At 73.6% G+C, this 16,153-nt stretch carries 14 protein-coding genes; 7 read left to right on the plus strand and 7 right to left on the minus strand.

Annotated elements, in window-relative coordinates; all coding sequences use genetic code 11:
• Nucleotides 1–71: 71 nt before the first annotated feature.
• From FHX32_RS14455 to FHX32_RS14465, 3 genes are read right to left on the minus strand one after another with little or no spacing between them, the layout of a single operon-like run.
• Nucleotides 72–419: a DUF779 domain-containing protein gene (locus tag FHX32_RS14455; RefSeq protein WP_167181840.1), complete on the minus strand. Its 348-nt coding sequence runs from the start codon at nucleotides 417–419 to the stop codon at nucleotides 72–74.
• Nucleotides 419–1,924, minus strand: a complete 1,506-nt coding sequence (adh, locus tag FHX32_RS14460) for an aldehyde dehydrogenase (RefSeq protein WP_167181842.1) — start codon at nucleotides 1,922–1,924, stop codon at nucleotides 419–421. The genes FHX32_RS14455 and adh overlap by 1 nt, the downstream gene beginning before the upstream one ends.
• A 43-nt stretch (nucleotides 1,925–1,967) precedes the next feature.
• Nucleotides 1,968–3,269: a GAF domain-containing protein gene (locus FHX32_RS14465; RefSeq protein ID WP_167181844.1), complete on the minus strand. Its 1,302-nt coding sequence runs from the start codon at nucleotides 3,267–3,269 to the stop codon at nucleotides 1,968–1,970.
• Between the two features lie 235 nt (nucleotides 3,270–3,504).
• Between FHX32_RS14465 and FHX32_RS14470 the strand changes: the two genes are divergently transcribed.
• From FHX32_RS14470 to FHX32_RS14490, 5 genes are all read left to right on the plus strand, one after another.
• Nucleotides 3,505–4,170, plus strand: coding sequence for a response regulator transcription factor (locus FHX32_RS14470; RefSeq protein ID WP_167181846.1), 666 nt, complete (start codon nucleotides 3,505–3,507; stop codon nucleotides 4,168–4,170).
• Nucleotides 4,167–5,219 (plus strand): ATP-binding protein, encoded by a 1,053-nt coding sequence (locus FHX32_RS14475; RefSeq protein ID WP_167181848.1) that lies wholly within the window; start codon nucleotides 4,167–4,169, stop codon nucleotides 5,217–5,219. The genes FHX32_RS14470 and FHX32_RS14475 overlap by 4 nt, the downstream gene beginning before the upstream one ends.
• A gap of 163 nt (nucleotides 5,220–5,382) precedes the next feature.
• A complete protein-coding gene (locus tag FHX32_RS14480; RefSeq protein WP_167181851.1) occupies nucleotides 5,383–6,405 on the plus strand; it encodes a pyridoxal-phosphate dependent enzyme in 1,023 nt (340 codons plus the stop codon).
• Nucleotides 6,402–7,541, plus strand: coding sequence for a D-alanine--D-alanine ligase family protein (locus tag FHX32_RS14485; protein WP_167181853.1), 1,140 nt, complete (start codon nucleotides 6,402–6,404; stop codon nucleotides 7,539–7,541). The genes FHX32_RS14480 and FHX32_RS14485 overlap by 4 nt, the downstream gene beginning before the upstream one ends.
• Complete coding sequence (locus FHX32_RS14490) at nucleotides 7,538–8,173, plus strand: M15 family metallopeptidase (protein WP_167181855.1); 636 nt, start codon at nucleotides 7,538–7,540, stop codon at nucleotides 8,171–8,173. The genes FHX32_RS14485 and FHX32_RS14490 overlap by 4 nt, the downstream gene beginning before the upstream one ends.
• Before the next feature lie 12 nt (nucleotides 8,174–8,185).
• Here the strand turns inward: FHX32_RS14490 and FHX32_RS14495 are convergent, their stop codons facing one another.
• Nucleotides 8,186–9,007, minus strand: a complete 822-nt coding sequence (locus FHX32_RS14495; RefSeq protein WP_167181857.1) for an NmrA family NAD(P)-binding protein — start codon at nucleotides 9,005–9,007, stop codon at nucleotides 8,186–8,188.
• Between the two features lie 138 nt (nucleotides 9,008–9,145).
• Here FHX32_RS14495 and FHX32_RS14500 point away from each other — a divergent pair, with 138 nt between their 5' ends.
• Nucleotides 9,146–9,496 (plus strand): RlpA-like double-psi beta-barrel domain-containing protein, encoded by a 351-nt coding sequence (locus FHX32_RS14500; RefSeq protein WP_486481055.1) that lies wholly within the window; start codon nucleotides 9,146–9,148, stop codon nucleotides 9,494–9,496.
• A gap of 232 nt (nucleotides 9,497–9,728) precedes the next feature.
• Here FHX32_RS14500 and FHX32_RS14505 read toward each other — a convergent pair whose 3' ends face one another.
• The 3 genes from FHX32_RS14505 to FHX32_RS14515 all read right to left on the minus strand — a co-directional run bounded on the left by FHX32_RS14505 (nucleotide 9,729) and on the right by FHX32_RS14515 (nucleotide 14,551).
• Nucleotides 9,729–11,663 (minus strand): S8 family peptidase, encoded by a 1,935-nt coding sequence (locus tag FHX32_RS14505; RefSeq protein WP_167181859.1) that lies wholly within the window; start codon nucleotides 11,661–11,663, stop codon nucleotides 9,729–9,731.
• A 173-nt stretch (nucleotides 11,664–11,836) separates the two neighbouring features.
• Nucleotides 11,837–13,111 (minus strand): 4-aminobutyrate--2-oxoglutarate transaminase, encoded by a 1,275-nt coding sequence (gene gabT / locus FHX32_RS14510; RefSeq protein WP_167181861.1) that lies wholly within the window; start codon nucleotides 13,109–13,111, stop codon nucleotides 11,837–11,839.
• A 3-nt stretch (nucleotides 13,112–13,114) separates the two neighbouring features.
• A complete protein-coding gene (locus FHX32_RS14515) occupies nucleotides 13,115–14,551 on the minus strand; it encodes a gamma-aminobutyraldehyde dehydrogenase (RefSeq protein ID WP_167181863.1) in 1,437 nt (478 codons plus the stop codon).
• Nucleotides 14,552–14,696: 145 nt separating this feature from the next.
• Here FHX32_RS14515 and FHX32_RS14520 point away from each other — a divergent pair, with 145 nt between their 5' ends.
• Nucleotides 14,697–16,136, plus strand: coding sequence for an aldehyde dehydrogenase family protein (locus FHX32_RS14520; RefSeq protein ID WP_167181865.1), 1,440 nt, complete (start codon nucleotides 14,697–14,699; stop codon nucleotides 16,134–16,136).
• Nucleotides 16,137–16,153: the final 17 nt, after the last annotated feature.

The raw sequence follows: 16,153 nt of genomic DNA on the forward strand, positions 1-16,153 counted from the left end.
GCGGTGGTGTCTCCCGGCCACCTCACGCTGTGTCATCCCGCAGCCCGGACCCGACGAGGCGGCGCGACCGGTCAGGCGGCGAGGCGGGAGCGGATGAGGAAGCGGACGCCCTCGGGGGCCTCCAGGGAGAAGCCGCTGCCCCGGCCCGGCACCACGTCGACGGTCAACGTGGTGTGTTTCCACAGCTCCCACTGCGCCGTGGACATCCAGAACTCGACCGGCTCCGGGACGCCGTCGATCTCCAGCGCGGCCAGCAGGACGTCGGACGAGCCGGTGCGGAACTCGCCGGCCGGGTAGCACATCGGGGCGCTGCCGTCGCAGCAGCCGCCGGACTGGTGGAACATCAGCGGCCCGTGCTGCCCCCGCAGCGACCGGATCAGCTCGGCCGCCGCGGGGGTCACGGTCACGGGGGCGTCCATCAGAAGAAGCCGAGCTTCTTGGGCGAGTAGCTGACCAGCAGGTTCTTGGTCTGCTGGTAGTGCTCCAGCATCATCTTGTGGTTCTCCCGGCCGATGCCGGACTGCTTGTAGCCGCCGAACGCCGCGTGCGCCGGGTAGGCGTGGTAGCAGTTCGTCCAGACCCGGCCGGCCTGGATCGACCGCCCGGCCCGGTAGGCGGTGTTGATGTCCCGGGTCCACACGCCCGCGCCCAGCCCGTACAGCGTGTCGTTGGCGATCTTCACGGCGTCGTCCAGGTCGGCGAAGGAGGTCACCGACACCACCGGGCCGAAGATCTCCTCCTGGAAGATGCGCATCGAGTTGTCGCCCTCGAAGATGGTCGGCTCGACGTAGTACCCGCCGGCAAGTTCGCCGCCGAGGTCGGCCCGCGCGCCGCCGGTGAGGACGCGAGCGCCCTCCTGCCGGCCGATGTCCAGGTAGGACAGGATCTTCTCCAGCTGGTCGTTCGACGCCTGGGCGCCGATCATCGTGTCGGTGTCCAGCGGGTGCCCCTGCACCACGGCCCGGGTCCGCTCGACCGCGGCGGCGAGGAAGTCGGCGTAGTGGCCCTGCTGGATCAGCGCCCGGGACGGGCAGGTGCAGACCTCGCCCTGGTTGAGGGCGAACATGGTGAACCCTTCGAGCGCCTTGTCGAAGAAGTCGTCCCGGGCGGCGCTGACGTCGTCGAAGAAGATGTTCGGGCTCTTGCCGCCCAGCTCCAGGGTGACCGGTTTGATGTTCTCGCTGGCGTACTGCATGATCAGCCGCCCGGTGGTGGTCTCGCCGGTGAACGCCACCTTCGCCACCCGCGGCGAGGACGCCAACGGCTTGCCCGCCTCGACGCCGAAGCCGTTGACCACGTTGACCACCCCGGGTGGCAGCAGGTCGGCCACCAGCGACAGCCAGTAGTGGATCGACGCGGGCGTCTGCTCGGCCGGCTTGAGCACCACCGCGTTGCCGGCGGCGAGCGCCGGGGCGAGCTTCCAGGTCGCCATCAGCAGCGGGAAGTTCCACGGGATGATCTGCCCGACCACGCCGAGCGGCTCGTGGAAGTGGTAGGCGACGGTGTCGTCGTCCAGCTCGCCGAGGGAACCCTCCTGGGCCCGGATCGCCCCGGCGAAGTACCGGAAGTGGTCGATCGCCAGCGGGATGTCGGCGGCCAGCGTCTCCCGGACCGGCTTGCCGTTCTCCCAGGTCTCCGCGATCGCCAGGGCCTCCAGGTTCTCCTGCATCCGGTCGGCGATCCGGTTGAGGATCAGCGCGCGTTCGGCGACCGGGGTACGCCCCCACGCGTCGGCGGCGCCGTGGGCGGCGTCGAGGGCCTTCTCGACGTCCTCGGCGGTGCCGCGGGCCACCTCGCAGAAGGTCTGCCCGGTGACCGGGGTGGGGTTCTCGAAGTAGCGGCCGGAGTGCGGCGTGACGTACTCGCCGCCGATGAAGTGGTCGTAGCGGGACTGCCAGTGGGTGGGCGCGTCGTAGCGCGTCATGGTTACCTCCGCCGTCCGATCGGGTCGGGTGACGGCGGAGAAGCTAGTTTCCGGGACGTTGCAGCAACGTTGCGCGCGGCAGGTCGTACTCCCGGGAGAGCTGGTCGACCCGCGCCAGCGCGAGCGGCCGGCGCGGCGCGCCCGGCGGCGACGCCGCGGCGAGCGCCTGCCAGGCGGTCAGGTCGTCGGCGCCGGCGGGCGTCGCGGTCCAGGCCGCGAGCAGCGCCGGGTCCCGGGTGGCCAGCACGGCCGCGCGGAGCTGGCCGTCGACCAGCCGGCGCAGCCGGGTCACGCCCGGCGCGTCCGAGGCGGGCAGCAGCGGCCCGGCGTACGCGTCGAGCGCGCCCGCCGGATCGCCGCGCTCCAGCAGTTCGCCGACGGTCCGGAAGTCGGCCCGGACGGTCCCGCGCAGCCGGTACGGCCGGGAGTCGAGCAGGTCGGGGCCGAGGATGCGGCGCAGCCGGGACAGCTCGGCGCGCAGGGTGACCGGGTGCAGCCGGTCGTCGCCGTACAGGTCGAGGCCGAGCTGCTCGCCGGTGCGCCCCTCGGGATGGTCGAGCAGCAGCACCAGCAGTTCGCTGTGCCGGCGGCCGAGCCGGATCCGCCGCCCGTCGACCCGCAGCTCCGCCTCGTCCCGGCCGAGCGCGGCGACGGTGACCACGCCCGGCTCGGCGGGCCGGTCGGCGGCAAGCTGCGCCTCGGCGGCCCGGGCGGTCGCCCGGACCAGCGCCAGGCTCTGCGGGTTGGCCAGGTGGTCGCCGCCGGTGATGTCGATCGCCCCGAGCAGCCGGCCGGTGGTCGGGTCGTGGATCGGCGCGGCGGCGCAGGTCCACCGCTGCACCCGGCGGCTGAAGTGCTCGGTGGCGAAGATCTGCACGCTGTGGTCGATCGCCAGGGCGGTGCCGGGTGCGTTGGTGCCGGCGTGCGGCTCGTCCCAGCGCGCCCCGGGCACGAAGTTCATCCGCTCGGCGTGCCGGAGCACTCCGGGGTGCCCCTCCACCCAGAGCAGTCGGCCGTGGGCGTCGCAGACCGCCATCAGGTGCGCGCCGTCCTGGGCGATGCCGCCGAGCAGGTCGCGGAAGAGCGGCAGCACCCGGGCCAACGGGTGAGCGGCGCGGTAGCTCGCCAGCGCGTCGTCGGTCAGCTCGACCGGCGGGGTGGTCTCCGGGTCGAGCAGCGCCGCCGAGCGGCGCCAGGAGTGCGCCACCACGTCCCGCAGCCGCCGGTCGGTACGCCGGGCCGCCTCCGGCCCACCGGCGAGGAACGCCTCGTGGGCGGCGCCGACCTGCGCGATCCGTTCCGCCGGATCGACGCCGAATTCCAGGGCGAGCCACGGGTCGGCCATCGCGACCTCCTCGCGCCCATCGTGACGCAGCTCACCCCCGATCGCCAAGTGTCGCCGGGGACGAGGGACGGACGCCCCAGACGGCGTACCGGGGCGGCAAGCACCCCGGCCCGGCTCGCGAGCGGTTGTCCGGGGGACGCCGCCGTGGAGGATGGCTCCTGCCGGTGTTTACAGAACCCTTAACTCCGGCCTGAGACGGTGTCCCGGTCAGCGAGGAACCATGGGGAGAGCAGGCGTGCGGGTGTTGGTGGCGGACGACGAGCGGTTGCTGGCGGACACGGTCGCCGAGGGGCTGCGCCGCTTCTCGATGGCGGTCGACGTCTGCTACGACGGCGACGGCGCGCTGGAGCGGGTCGGGGTGAACCGGTACGACGTGGCCGTGCTGGACCGGGACATGCCCGGGCACACCGGCGACGAGGTGTGCCGCAGCATCGCCGACTCGGGCGCGGGTACCCGGGTGCTCCTGCTCACCGCGGCGGCCGGCATCCGGGACCGGGTGGAGGGGCTCGGGTTGGGCGCCGACGACTACCTGACCAAGCCGTTCGCCTTCGCCGAGCTGGTCGCCCGGGTGCAGGCGCTCGGTCGGCGGTCCGCGCCCGCGCTGCCGCCGGTGCTTGCCCGGCACGGGGTGGTGCTCGACGTGGCCCGGCACGTCGCCACCCGGGACGGCCACCCGCTGCACCTGAGCCCGAAGGAGTTCGCGGTGCTGCACGTGCTGATGCGCGCGGGCGGCCGGGTGGTCAGCGCGGAGGAGCTGCTGGAGCAGGCCTGGGACGAGTTCGCCGACCCGTTCACCAACGCCGTCCGGGTCACCGTGATGACGCTGCGCAAGAAGCTCGGCCCGCCGGCCGTCATCCACACCGTGCCGAAGGCCGGCTACCGGATCGGCGGCCCGGAGTGACCCCGCGCCGTCGCATCCTGCTGGTGGGGGTGCTCGCCCTGTTCGTCGGCTACTTCCGGCCCAGCCTGGAGAAGTGGCTGCTGACCACGGTGTGGCTGCGTGGCCGGGAGTTCTGCGACCTGCCACTGCCCGGGTCGGGGCTGGTGTGCCAGCCGGCGCGCGACCTCGACGTGGCGCTGTACCCGCTGATCATGCTCGCGGTGCTGGTGGGCGCGGTGGTGGCGATCTGGGGAGCCGCGGTGTGGTGCCTGCGCCCGGTGCGCGACCTCGCCGAGCCGATCGCCCACGTCGGCCCGCAGAACCTCGGGCACCGGATCCGCCGGCCGGGCCGGGACGAGCTGGCCCGGTTGACCGGGGCCATCGACGAGATGATGGAGCGGATCTCCGCCGGTTACGAGGGGCAGCGGCGGTTCGCCGCGAACGCCTCACACGAGCTGCGTACCCCGCTGGCCGTTCAGCGGACGCTGATCGAGGTCGGGATGGCCCGGACGCTCACCGGCGAGCAGATGGAACTGCTGACCGCCCAGCTGCTGCAGACCAACGAGCGCAACGAGCGGCTGATCGAAGGGCTGCTCACGCTCAGCGAGAGTGACCAGGGCCTGCGCTCCCGTACGCCGCAGCGGCTCGACGAGATCGTGGCCGGCGTGCTGGCCGGCTTCCAGGACCGGGCCCGGGAGGCGGGCGTGACGATCGACAGCCACCTCGCGCCCCGGGTGGTACCCGGCGAGCGGGTGCTGCTGGAGCGCCTGGTCACCAACCTGGTGGAGAACGCGATCAAGTACAACCGGCCCGGCGGCGCCCTCACCGTCGCGGTCGGCGGCACCCCGGCGCTGACCGTGGTCAACACCGGCCAGGTGGTGCCGGCCGAGGCGGTGGCCGGCCTCTTCGAGCCGTTCCGGCGGCTGGCCGCGGACCGCACCGGCCACGGCGGTGGCGCCGGCCTCGGCCTGGCCATCGCCCGCTCGATCACCCAGGCGCACGACGGCATCATCGCCGCCCGACCCGCCGAGTACGGCGGCCTGCGGGTCGAGGTCCGGCTGCCGCACTGACCCGGCCGACCGGCCGGCACACATCCAGCGACGCCCCTCGGGGCCGCATGAAGCGGCACCCCTTCCTCCGGCGTGCCCGAAAACCGGCACCGCCCCGACCTGCGATCCGGTACGGCCCGGCGACCAGCCGCGCCCCGCCGACCACGAAACGGAAGGAGACGAGATGTCCCGCATCGACACGCCGGCCCCGGCCGGCCCGGTCCGGGCCGACGTCGAGGAGGCCGCCCGCCGGCTGTCCGGCCAGGTGGTCCGCACTCCGGTGCTGCGCTCCCCGGCGATCGACCGGCTGGCCGGCGTCCGGGTGCTGATCAAGGCGGAGAACCTCCAGCACGGCGGCTCGTACAAGATGCGCGGCGCGTCGCTCGCGGTCGGCCGGCTCGCGGCCGGCGGGCACGGCGGCGTCGTCGCGCAGAGCACCGGCAACCACGCGGTGGCGGTGGCGCTGGCGGCCCGCCGGCACGGGCTGGCCGCCACCGTGGTGCTGCCGGTGGACGCGGCGTCGACCAAGGTGGCCCGGGCGCGGGCGGCGGGGGCCCGGATCGTGCTGGCCGACACCGCCGAGGAGCGGCTGGCGCTGACCCGCGAACTCAGCGACGCCACCGGCCACCCGGTCGTCGACGCGTACGACCACCCGGACGTGATCGCCGGGCAGGGCAGCGCCAGCCTGGAGCTGATCGAGGACGCCGAGCGGGCCGGCACCCCGCTGGACGCGCTGGTGCTGCCGGTCGGCGGCGGCGGTGGGGCGGCCGGCGCCTGCCTCGCCGCCACCGGCCGGCCGATCGAGGTGTACGGCGTGGAGCCGGTCGGCTGTGACTCGCTGGCCCGGAGCCTGGCCGCCGGCCGGCCGACCCCGGTCGCACCGGCGCCGACGATCGCCGACGGGCTCCGTCCGTCCTGTGTGGGCGAGCTGCCGTTCGCCATCCTGCGCACCGCGCTGCGCGGGGTGGTCCGGGTCGACGACGAGGAGATCGCCGAGGCGTTCCGGCTGCTGCTGCTGGAGCTGAAGGTGCTGGCCGAGCCGTCCGGGGCGGCCGGCCTGGCCGGGGCGCTGCGGATCGCGGCCGACGGCCGGCACCGCACCGTCGGGGTGGTGTTGACCGGCGGAAATGTCGAGGCGGAGCTGGTGGTTCGGTTGGCGGCCCACCGGCTCGCCGACGTCCCAACTGTGGAAGGTAGGGCGGCATGAGCGCGCCGGTCCGGATCGGAATCCTGTTCGGCGGCCCGTCCGCGGAGCACGAGGTGTCCTGCGCCTCGGCCCTCGGCGTGGCCCGGGCCCTGGCCGGCGGCGGCTACCGCACGGTCGCCATCGGGGTGACCCGCACCGGGGGTCTGCGGCTGGTGCCGGACGCCGTGCTGGCGCAGCTGCGCGACGGCGTCGGGGCGGACCGGGCCATCGACGACCGGCTGACGGTGACCGGGCCGGCGGTCGAGCTGCGGGCCGGCCGTCGTCCGGGAACGGCGGTGGTGGCCGCCGCGAATGCGTCCGGCGCGGTGCACGCCGAGCTGGACGTGGTCTTCCCGGTGCTGCACGGCCCGTTCGGCGAGGACGGGGTGGTCCAGGGACTGCTCGAGTCGCTGGGCGTGCCGTACGTCGGGTGCGGCATCCTCGCCGCCGCGGTCGGCATGAACAAGGTGGCGATGAAGCGGGCGCTGCGCGCCGAAGGGGTGCCGATCACCCCGCACGTGGCGTTCGACGCGCACACCTACCGGGCCGCCGACGACCCGGAGAAGCTGGTGGTGGGGCTGCGGCGGCCGCTGTTCGTCAAGCCGGCCAGCATGGGTTCGTCGATCGGCATCTCCCGGGTCGCCGAGGGTGACGACCTGGCGGCCGCGATCGAGGAGGCGCTGCGCCACGACCAGCAGGTGGTGGTCGAGCAGGGCGTCACCGGCCGGGAACTGGAGTGCGCGGTGCTCGGCGGGTGGCGACCCGAGGCGTCAGCGGTGGGCGAGGTCCGGGTCTCCGGCGGCTGGTTCGACTACCGGCAGAAGTACTTCGGCGACGCCGACCCGATGGTCGTCCCGGCGGCACTGCCCGGGGAGGTGACGGACCGGATCCGGGAGCTGTCGCTGCGGGCGTTCGCCGCGATCGGCGGCTGGGGGCTGGCCCGGGTCGACTTCCTCTACGACGAGGCGGCCGGCGAGCTCTACGTCACCGAGCTGAACACCATGCCCGGCTTCACCGCGCACTCGATGTATCCGAAGGTGTGGGCGGCGGTCGGCGTCGGCTACCGGGAGATCGTGGACCGGCTGGTGGAGCTGGCCTTCGCCCGCCAGGCGGAACGCGCCGCCACCGCCCGCGCCGCCACCGGGGAGCCGCGATGATCCTGCTCGCCGATCCCCGGGTGGCGGCCGTGCCCAGCGCCGACGACGGCGACCCGCTGGTGGACCTGCGCGACCTGCCGGAGCTGCGGCTGGACCCCCGGGCGGCGGACCCGGCCGGCGCGTACGCCCGGGTGCGTCGCGGGGTCGCCGACCGCCTGCTGGCAGCGCAGCGCGCGCTGCCGGCCGGCCTGCGCCTGCTGGTCGTCGAGGGGTACCGGCCGTACCGGGCCCAGCTGGAGATCTTCACCGGCTACCGGGAGGAACTGCGCCGGGCGCACCCGGACTGGTCGCCGCAGCGGCTGCACCGGGAGACCACCAAGTTCGTCTCGCCGGTCGAGGTGGCGCCGCACAGCACCGGCGGAGCGGTCGACCTGACCCTGTGCACCGAGGACGGGGTCGAGCTGGACCTGGGCACTGCGATCGACGCCACCCCGGAGGCCAGCGCCGACGCCTGCTTCACCGACTCGCCGGCCGTCTCGGCGACCGCCCGGCGGTACCGGCGGATCATGGGTGCCGCGCTGCGCGGGGCGGGCCTGGTGAACTACCCGACCGAGTGGTGGCACTGGTCCTACGGCGACCGGTACTGGGCGTTGCTGACCGGCGCCCCGCACACCCGGTACGGCCCGGTGTGACCGGGCGGGTGCTCAGCGGAAGGCGTCGGCGTGCGCGCGGGCCCAGTCGGCGAAGTCGCGTGGTGGCCGGCCGAGCAGCCGCTCGACGGTGTCGGTGACCGTGTACGCGACCGGCGGCGGGTCGCCCTGCCAGGACGCGAGCAGGTCGATCAGTTCCTCGTCGTAGCCGGCCTGCCGCCACCGGGCGCGGGCCTGCTCCTCGGTCAGTTCGACGAAGCGCAGCTCGCGGCCGGTCGCCGCGGCGACGGTGGCCAGCCGCTGGCGCGGGGTGAGCGCCTGCGGGCCGGTGAGGATGTACGCCTGGCCGGCATGTCCGTCGCCGGTGAGCACCTCCGCCGCGACCGCGCCGACGTCGGCCTCGTCGACCACGGCGGCGCGCACGTCGGCGAACGGCTCGCGTACCTCGCCGGCGGCGCGGATCGACTCGGCCCAGTGCAGGGTGTTGCTCATGAGGTCCACCGGCTGGAGCATCGTCCACTCCAGACCACCGGCCCGGACTGCCTCCTCGACCGGGCCGGCCTTGCCGTTCCACAGCACGGCCAGCCGCCGGACGCCGGCCCGTTCCGCCAGGGCGACGATCTCCGGCCCGGTACGCAACGTGGCGTAATCGTCACCGGCGGCGGTCAGCAGGTGTACGCCGACGACCCCGTCGAACGCCGCCGGGAGGGTGGCCGGGTCGGTGAGGTCGCCGGCCACCACCTCGACCCCGGGCGGCAGCCCGGTCGCCCGGGCCGGATCCCTGGTCAGGGCGCGTACCGGCACCCCGCGCGCCACCAGTTCGGACACCACGTGCCGGCCGGCCCTGCCGGTCGCTCCGGTCACCAGATACGTCACGGAACCCTCCTTGATCGCCGGTCCCGACGCTAAGACCTGAAGTCGACTTCAGGTCAACTTCCGGATCGCGGTGAACGGTGCAGCGCTCCCAGTCCGTACCAGGCGCCGTAGGAGACACCGACGACGGGAGAGACAACGGTGAGGGTGCAGCGGAAGCACGTGCTGGCGGCGGGCGTGGTGGTGGTCGCCTCGGCGGTCGTGGCGGTGGGCACCGGGCTCGGGTTCGCGGACAGCGCGCCGGCGCGCGCCTCGGTGTGCCAGGGGTCGGTGACCTTCTCGGCCGAGGGTGGTGCGCCGGCGGCGACCAGCGACCGGTTCCCGGTGGGCACCCGGCTGCGGGTGACCAACCTGGACAACAACCGGTCGACCACGGTGACGGTGACCGGCCCGTCGGGCAGTTGCGTGCTGCTCAACGCGGCCGCCATGGAGCTGGTGCGGGAGCCCGGCAAGAACGTGATCCGCCGCAACGTGGTCGAGGTGCTCCGCTGACCGGCCGGGCGGCTCCGCCGAGCTGATCGGGCAGCTCCACGGGCCGGCGCCGGGCAGCTGAGCCCTGGCGCGCGCCAGGCGGCTCCCGCCCTGCCGGCCCGGGCAGCTCCCGGCCGGCCGGACCAGGCGGTTCCCGTCCTGCCGGACCGGGTGCGAAGGGCCCCTCGCGCGGCGAGGGGCCCTTCGTTCGTGACCGTCGGTGGCCGGACCGGTGGCTGCCGGCCCGGTCCGCCTACAGGGTCAGGGTCCAGCTGTTCAGGTAGCCGGTGTCGCCGCCGGCCGCGTCCTGGACGCGCAGCGTCCAGGTGCCGTTACGGGTCTCCGCGGACAGGTTGACCGAGTAGGTCTGGTTGATGTTGTCGGCGGAGCCGCCGGCGCGGTTGTGCAGGATGTAGGTGCTGCCGTCGGGGGCGACGAGGCTGACCACGAGGTCCCCGATGTAGGTGTGCACGATCTGCACCGCGACCGTGCTGGTCGACGAGGCGGCCCCGGTGCAGCCGGCGATCGTGATGGTGCTGGTCGCCGTGGCGTTGTCCCGGATGGTCACGTCGGTGCCGTTGGTGCCGGTGCAGTCCGTGGTGCCGGAGCCGCCCAGGTTGAGCGTCCAGCTGTTCAGGTAGCCGGTGTCGCCGCCGGCGGCGTCCTGGACGCGCAGCTTCCAGGTGCCGTCGGCGGTCTCCGCGGACAGGTTGACCGGGTAGGTCTGGTTGATGTTGTCGGCGGAGCCGCCGGCGCGGTTGTGCAGGGTGTAGGTGCTGCCGTCGGGGGCGACGAGGCTGACCACGAGGTCCCCGATGTAGGTGTGCACCAGGTCCACCGCCACCGTGCTGGCGGAGCCGGCGTTGCCCGTGCAGCCCGCGATGGTGATCGTGCTCTCCACCGTGGTGTTGTCGCGGATGGTCACGTCGGTGCCGTTGGTCTGCGTGCAGCCGGTGGGCGGCGGGGGCGTGGTGCCGCCGTCACCGACGTGGAGCAGCTTGTTGGGTGAGCCGGAACCGGGGTTGCTCACCGCGTTGCTGGTGGCGTCGGCGACGAGCTTGTCGCGCACCTGCTGCGGGGTGAACGACGGGTTGGCGGCGAGCACGAGTGCGGCGGCGCCCACCACGTGCGGGGTTGCCATCGAGGTGCCGCTGATGGTGTTCGTGGCGGTGTTGCTGGTGTGCCAGGCCGAGGTGATCGAGCTGCCGGGGGCGAAGATGTCCAGGCAGGAGCCGATGTTGGAGAACGAGGAACGGGCGTCGGTGTTGGTGGTCGAGCCGACGGTGATGCCGGCGGGCGTGCTGGCCGGGGAGCTGTTGCAGGCGTTCGCGCCGCTGTCGTTCCCGGCCGCGAGGCCGTAGCTGACGCCGTCGGCGATGGACCGGGCCACCGCGTCGTTGACGGCCTGGTTGAAGCCGCCACCGAGGCTCATGTTGGCCACCGCGAGCTGGCCGGCGGCGTGGTCGCCGGTCACCCAGTCGACGCCCTGGATGACACCGGCGTTGGTGCCGCTGCCCGCGCAGTCGAGCACCCGGACGCCGACGAGGGTGACGCCCTTGGCGACGCCGTAGGCGCTGCCGCCGACCGTGCCGGCCACGTGGGTGCCGTGCCCGTTGCAGTCGTCGGCGCTGCCGCCGTCGATCGCGTCGAAGCCGGAGACGGCCCGGCCGCCGAAGTCGTTGTGGCCGAACCGGATGCCGGTGTCGATGATGTACGCCTTCACCCCCGAGCCGGTGTTCGGGTAGGTGTACGAGTTGTTCAACGGGAGCGCGCGCTGGTCGATCCGGTCCAGCCCCCAGGACGGGGTGGGGCTCTGCGTGCCGCTGATCCGCATGGTGTGGTTCTGCTGGACGTAGCTCACCGCCGGGTCGGCGGCGAGCCGCCGGGCCTCCTTCTCGGACAGCCGGGCCTCGAATCCGCGCAGCGCGTTGCGGTACGTGCGGTTGACCGCACCGCCGTGCCGGCCGGCGAGGTCGCGAGCCCGCTCCGCGACGTCGGACCGGCTCACCGAGGTGTCCTTGAACACCACGATGTACGAGTCGGCGACGGCGGTCGGCCCTCCGGCCAGGAGGACCTGCCCCTCGGCGGGGGCGGCGGTCGCGGGGGCGCCGAACGCCACGGCGGTGGCGACGGCGGCGGTGGTCAGGCCGAGGCGCCAGCGGCGCGCGGCACGGTGGGGAAGTGTCATCCCTCGGACGTTCCTCTCGCTCAACGACGGCGGGTCGCGCCATCGATAGCAGTTGATCAAATTGAGCAAGATCATAGAGGGAGTTCAGTCGAATGTGTAGATGTTTCGATATCTGGCAAACGGCGGCACACGGTGCTATGGCGAGCCGGGGGCGGACCCCGGCTCGCTCGGTCTCAGCTGGCGAAAGCCGCCTCCAGGATGTCCAGGCCTCGGCGCAGCTCAGTGGCGGAGATCACCAGCGGGGGCAGGAAGCGCAGCACGTTGCCGTACGTGCCGCAGGTCAGGGTGAGCAGGCCGGCGGCGTGACAGGCCGCCGAGATCGCCGCCGTGGCGACCGGATCGGGGGTCAGGGTGCCGGGCTGGACGATCTCCACGGCGAGCATGGCGCCCCGGCCGCGTACCTCGGCGACCACCCCGGTGCGCTCGGCGATGGCCTGCAGCCGGGGCACCATGGCGGCCTCGATCCGCCGCGCGGCGGCGGCCAGGTCCAGCTCGTGCATGGTCTCGATGCTGGCCAGGGCGGCGGCGCAGGCGAGCGGGTTGCCGCCGTACGTGCCGCCGAGCCCGCCGACGTGCACCGCGTCCATCAGCTCGGCCCGGCCGGTCACCGCGGCCAGCGGCAGCCCGCCGGCGATCCCCTTGGCCAGGGTGACCAGGTCCGGTTCGACCCCCTCGTGCTGGCAGGCGAACCAGTCGCCGGTGCGGCAGAATCCGGTCTGGATCTCGTCGGCCACGAACACCACCCCGGCGGCGGTAGCCCACTCGCGCAGCGCCGGCAGGAATCCCGGCGCCGGTACGACGAACCCGCCCTCGCCCTGGATCGGCTCGATCAGCAGCGCCGCGACGTTCTCCGCGCCGACCTGCTTCTCCACCAGCTCGATCGCCCGGGCGGCGGCCTCCGCGCCCGGCAGGCCGCCGTCGCGCAGCGGGTACGACATCGGCACCCGGTAGATCTCCCCGGCGAACGGCCCGAACCGGTGCTTGTACGGCATGTTCTTCGCGGTCAACGCCATGGTCAGGTTGGTCCGGCCGTGGTAGGCGTGGTCGAAGACCACCACCGCCGGCCGCCCGGTGGCGTGCCGGGCGATCTTCACCGCGTTCTCCACCGCCTCGGCGCCGGAGTTGAACAGCGCCGAGCGTTTCTCGAAGCCGCCCGGGGTGAGCGCGTTGAGCTGCTCGCACACCGCCACGTACGACTCGTACGGCGCCACCATGAAGCAGGTGTGGGTGAACCGCTCGACCTGCGCCCGTACCGCCTCGACCACCCGGGGGGCGGAGTTGCCGACGTTGGTCACCGCGATGCCGGCGGCGAAGTCGATCCACTCCCGCCCGTCGACGTCGGTGAGCGTGCCGCCGCCGGCACGCTCCACGTAGGACGGGATGACGCTGCCGACGCCGCGGGCGACGGCCGCGCCCCGCCGCTTGTGCAGTTCCTCGCTCGACGCCATGGGTCAGCCCTCGATGTTGTGCATGACGTGCTTGATCCGGGTGTAGTCCTCCAGGCTGTAGACCGAGAGGTCCTTGCCGTGCCCGGAGTGCTTGAAGCCGCCGTGCGGCATCTCGGAGATGAACGGGATGTGCGTGTTCACCCAGACGCAGCCGAAGTCGAGCCGGCGGGTCATCCGCATCGCCCGGCCGTGGTCCCTGGTCCAGACCGAGGCGGACAGGCCGTACTCGACGCCGTTGGCCCAGCGCACCGCCTCGTCCTCGTCGGTGAACCGCTGCACGGTGATGACCGGCCCGAACACCTCGTCCTGGATGATCTCGTCCGGCTGGCGCAGGCCGGAGACCACGGTCGGGGCGTAGAAGTAGCCGCGCTCGCCGAGCTGCGAGCCGCCGGTCTCGACGGTCGCGTGGTCCGGCAGCCGGTCCACGAAGCCGCGCACCCGGGCCAGCTGGTTGGCGTTGTTCAGCGGGCCGTAGAGCACGTCCTCGTCGTCCGGCGCGCCGGTCTTCGTGTTGCGGGCCTGCTCGGTGAGCGCCGCGACGAAGTCGTCGTGGATGCCGGGGCCGGCCAGCACCCGGGTCGCCGCCGTGCAGTCCTGCCCGGCGTTGAAGTAGCCGCCGACCGCGATCGCCTCGGCCGCCGCCGCCACGTCCGCGTCGTCGAAGAGCACCACCGGCGCCTTGCCGCCCAGCTCCAGGTGGGTCCGCTTGAGGTCCGGCGCGGCCGCGGCGGCCACCTCCATGCCCGCCCGGGTCGAGCCGGTGATCGACACCAGCTGCGGGGTCGGGTGCGCGACGAGCGTACGACCGGTGTCCCGGTCGCCGCAGACCACGTTGAACACGCCGGGCGGGAGGAACTCGGCGGCGATCTCGGCCAGCAGCAGCGTGGACACCGGGGTGGTGTCGGACGGCTTGAGCACCACCGTGTTGCCGGCGGCCAGCGCCGGGGCGATCTTCCAGACCGCCATCATCAGCGGGTAGTTCCAGGGCGTCACCTGGGCGCAGACGCCGATCGGCTCGCGCCGCACGTACGAGGTGTGGCCGGCCAGGTACTCGCCGGCCGAGCGCCCCTCCAGCAGCCGGGCCGCGCCGGCGAAGAACCGGAACTCGTCCACCGCCGGCGGCAGCTCCTCGTCGGCGGTGAGCTGGCGCGGCTTGCCGGTGTTGCGGACCTCCGCGTCGACCAGTTCGGCCGCCCGGGCCTCGACCGCGTCGGCGAGCTTGAGCAGCGCCTTCTGCCGCTCGGCCGGGGTGGCGTCCCGCCAGCTCTCGAACGCGTCGGCGGCGGCCTTCATCGCCGCGTCCACGTCGGCGGCTCCGGAGACCGGGGCCTGCGCGAAGACCTCACCGGTGCAGGGGTCGATCAGGTCGGCGTAGCCGCCGTCCACCGGCTCGACGTACTCGCCGTTGACGAAGTTGCGCAGCTTCTGCTGGTCACTCATGACTCGATCTCTCCGAAGGGGGGCCGGGGGTACGGGTCTGCGGCGGTAATCGCAGTCTGTGTGCCATCTTCGCTACTGAATTCGCGGCGGACAAGGGCTAACGCGACTGTTTCCGTGTTCAGGTTGGTCGTCTAGGCTGCTCAGCGTGGAGCCCGTTGCCTTCTATGTCGCCGGCCGCCCCGCCCACGGTGAGGGCGAGCTGACCGTGCACCACCCGTACGACGGGCGGGCTGTCGGTCGTACCACCTGGGCCACGCCCGACCAGGTCGAGGCCGCCGTCGCCGCGGCGGCCGAGGTGGCGGCGAGGGCCGCCGCGCTGCCCGCGCACGCCCGCGCGGCGGCCCTGGACCACGTCTCCCGGCGGCTCGCCGGGCGGGCCGACGAGGTGGCCCGGCTGATCACCGCCGAGAACGGCAAACCGCTGAAGTGGGCCCGGGCCGAGGTGGGGCGGGCGGTCTCCACGTTCCGCTGGGCGGCCGAGGAGGCCCGGCGGTTCTCCGGCGAGCTGCAACGACTCGACACCGACCCCGCCGCCACCGGGCGGATCGCCCTGGTGCGGCGGGTGCCGAAGGGGCCGGTGCTGGGCATCGCGCCGTTCAACTTCCCGCTCAACCTGGTCGCGCACAAGGTCGCGCCGGCCATCGCGGTGGGCGCACCGATCATCGTGAAGCCGGCCCCGGCCACCCCGCTGTCGGCGCTGCTGCTCGGCGAACTGCTCGCCGAGACCGACCTGCCGGCCGGGATGTTCTCGGTGCTGCCGCTGCCCAACGAGCGGGCCGCCGAACTGGTCGCCGACCCCCGGCTGCCGGTCGTCTCGTTCACCGGCTCCGGGCCGGTCGGCGCGGTGATCCGCCGGTCGGTGCCCGACAAGCACGTCACCCTGGAGCTGGGCGGCAACGCCGCCGCGGTGATCTGCGAGGACTGGAACAGCGACGAGGATTTGACCTTCGCGGCGCACCGGATCGCCACCTTCGCCAACTACCAGGCCGGCCAGTCGTGCATCGCTGTGCAGCGGGTCTACGTGCACGAATGGCTCTACGACGGCTTCCTGCCCCGGCTGGTCGCCTCGGTGCAGGAGCTGCGCACCGGCGACCCGTCCGACGAGCTGACCGACGTCGGGCCGCTGGTCTCCGAGGACGCCGCGCGCCGGGTCGAGGTGTGGGTGGACGAGGCGGTCGCGGCGGGCGCCACCATCGAGGTCGGTGGCCGGCGCGAGGGGGCGACCTACCCGCCGACCGTGCTGACCGGGGTGCCGGCCGACGCCAAGGTCAGCGCCGAGGAGGTGTTCGGGCCGGTGCTGGTGGTCGCCCGGGTCGAGAACGACGAGGCCGCGTTCGCCGCGGTCAACGACTCGGCGTACGGGTTGCAGGCCGGCGTCTTCACGCACAGCCTCCAGACGGCCTTCCTCGCCGGGCGGACGCTGGAGGTGGGCGGGGTGATCGTCGGCGACGTGCCGTCGTACCGGGCCGACCAGATGCCGTACGGCGGGGTGAAGGGCAGCGGCGTCGGGCGCGAGGGGCTGCGCAGCGCGATGGAGGACTACACCGAGCCGCGGGTCATGGTGCTGACCGGGTTGTCGCTGTAGTCGCTTGTCGGCCTGCC

The organism is Micromonospora sp. CNZ280, assembly GCF_011759515.1.

Excerpts from the sequence above, each read along its gene's own strand:
- FHX32_RS14455 (WP_167181840.1), bottom strand. The coding sequence starts at position 419 with ATGGACGCCCCCGTGACCGTGACCCCCGCGGCGGCCGAGCTGATCCGG.
- adh (WP_167181842.1), bottom strand. The coding sequence starts at position 1,924 with ATGACGCGCTACGACGCGCCCACCCACTGGCAGTCCCGCTACGACCAC.
- FHX32_RS14465 (WP_167181844.1), bottom strand. The coding sequence starts at position 3,269 with ATGGCCGACCCGTGGCTCGCCCTGGAATTCGGCGTCGATCCGGCGGAA.
- FHX32_RS14480 (WP_167181851.1), top strand. The coding sequence starts at position 5,383 with ATGTCCCGCATCGACACGCCGGCCCCGGCCGGCCCGGTCCGGGCCGAC.
- FHX32_RS14485 (WP_167181853.1), top strand. The coding sequence starts at position 6,402 with ATGAGCGCGCCGGTCCGGATCGGAATCCTGTTCGGCGGCCCGTCCGCG.
- FHX32_RS14490 (WP_167181855.1), top strand. The coding sequence starts at position 7,538 with ATGATCCTGCTCGCCGATCCCCGGGTGGCGGCCGTGCCCAGCGCCGAC.
- FHX32_RS14505 (WP_167181859.1), bottom strand. The coding sequence starts at position 11,663 with ATGACACTTCCCCACCGTGCCGCGCGCCGCTGGCGCCTCGGCCTGACC.
- gabT (WP_167181861.1), bottom strand. The coding sequence starts at position 13,111 with ATGGCGTCGAGCGAGGAACTGCACAAGCGGCGGGGCGCGGCCGTCGCC.
- FHX32_RS14515 (WP_167181863.1), bottom strand. The coding sequence starts at position 14,551 with ATGAGTGACCAGCAGAAGCTGCGCAACTTCGTCAACGGCGAGTACGTC.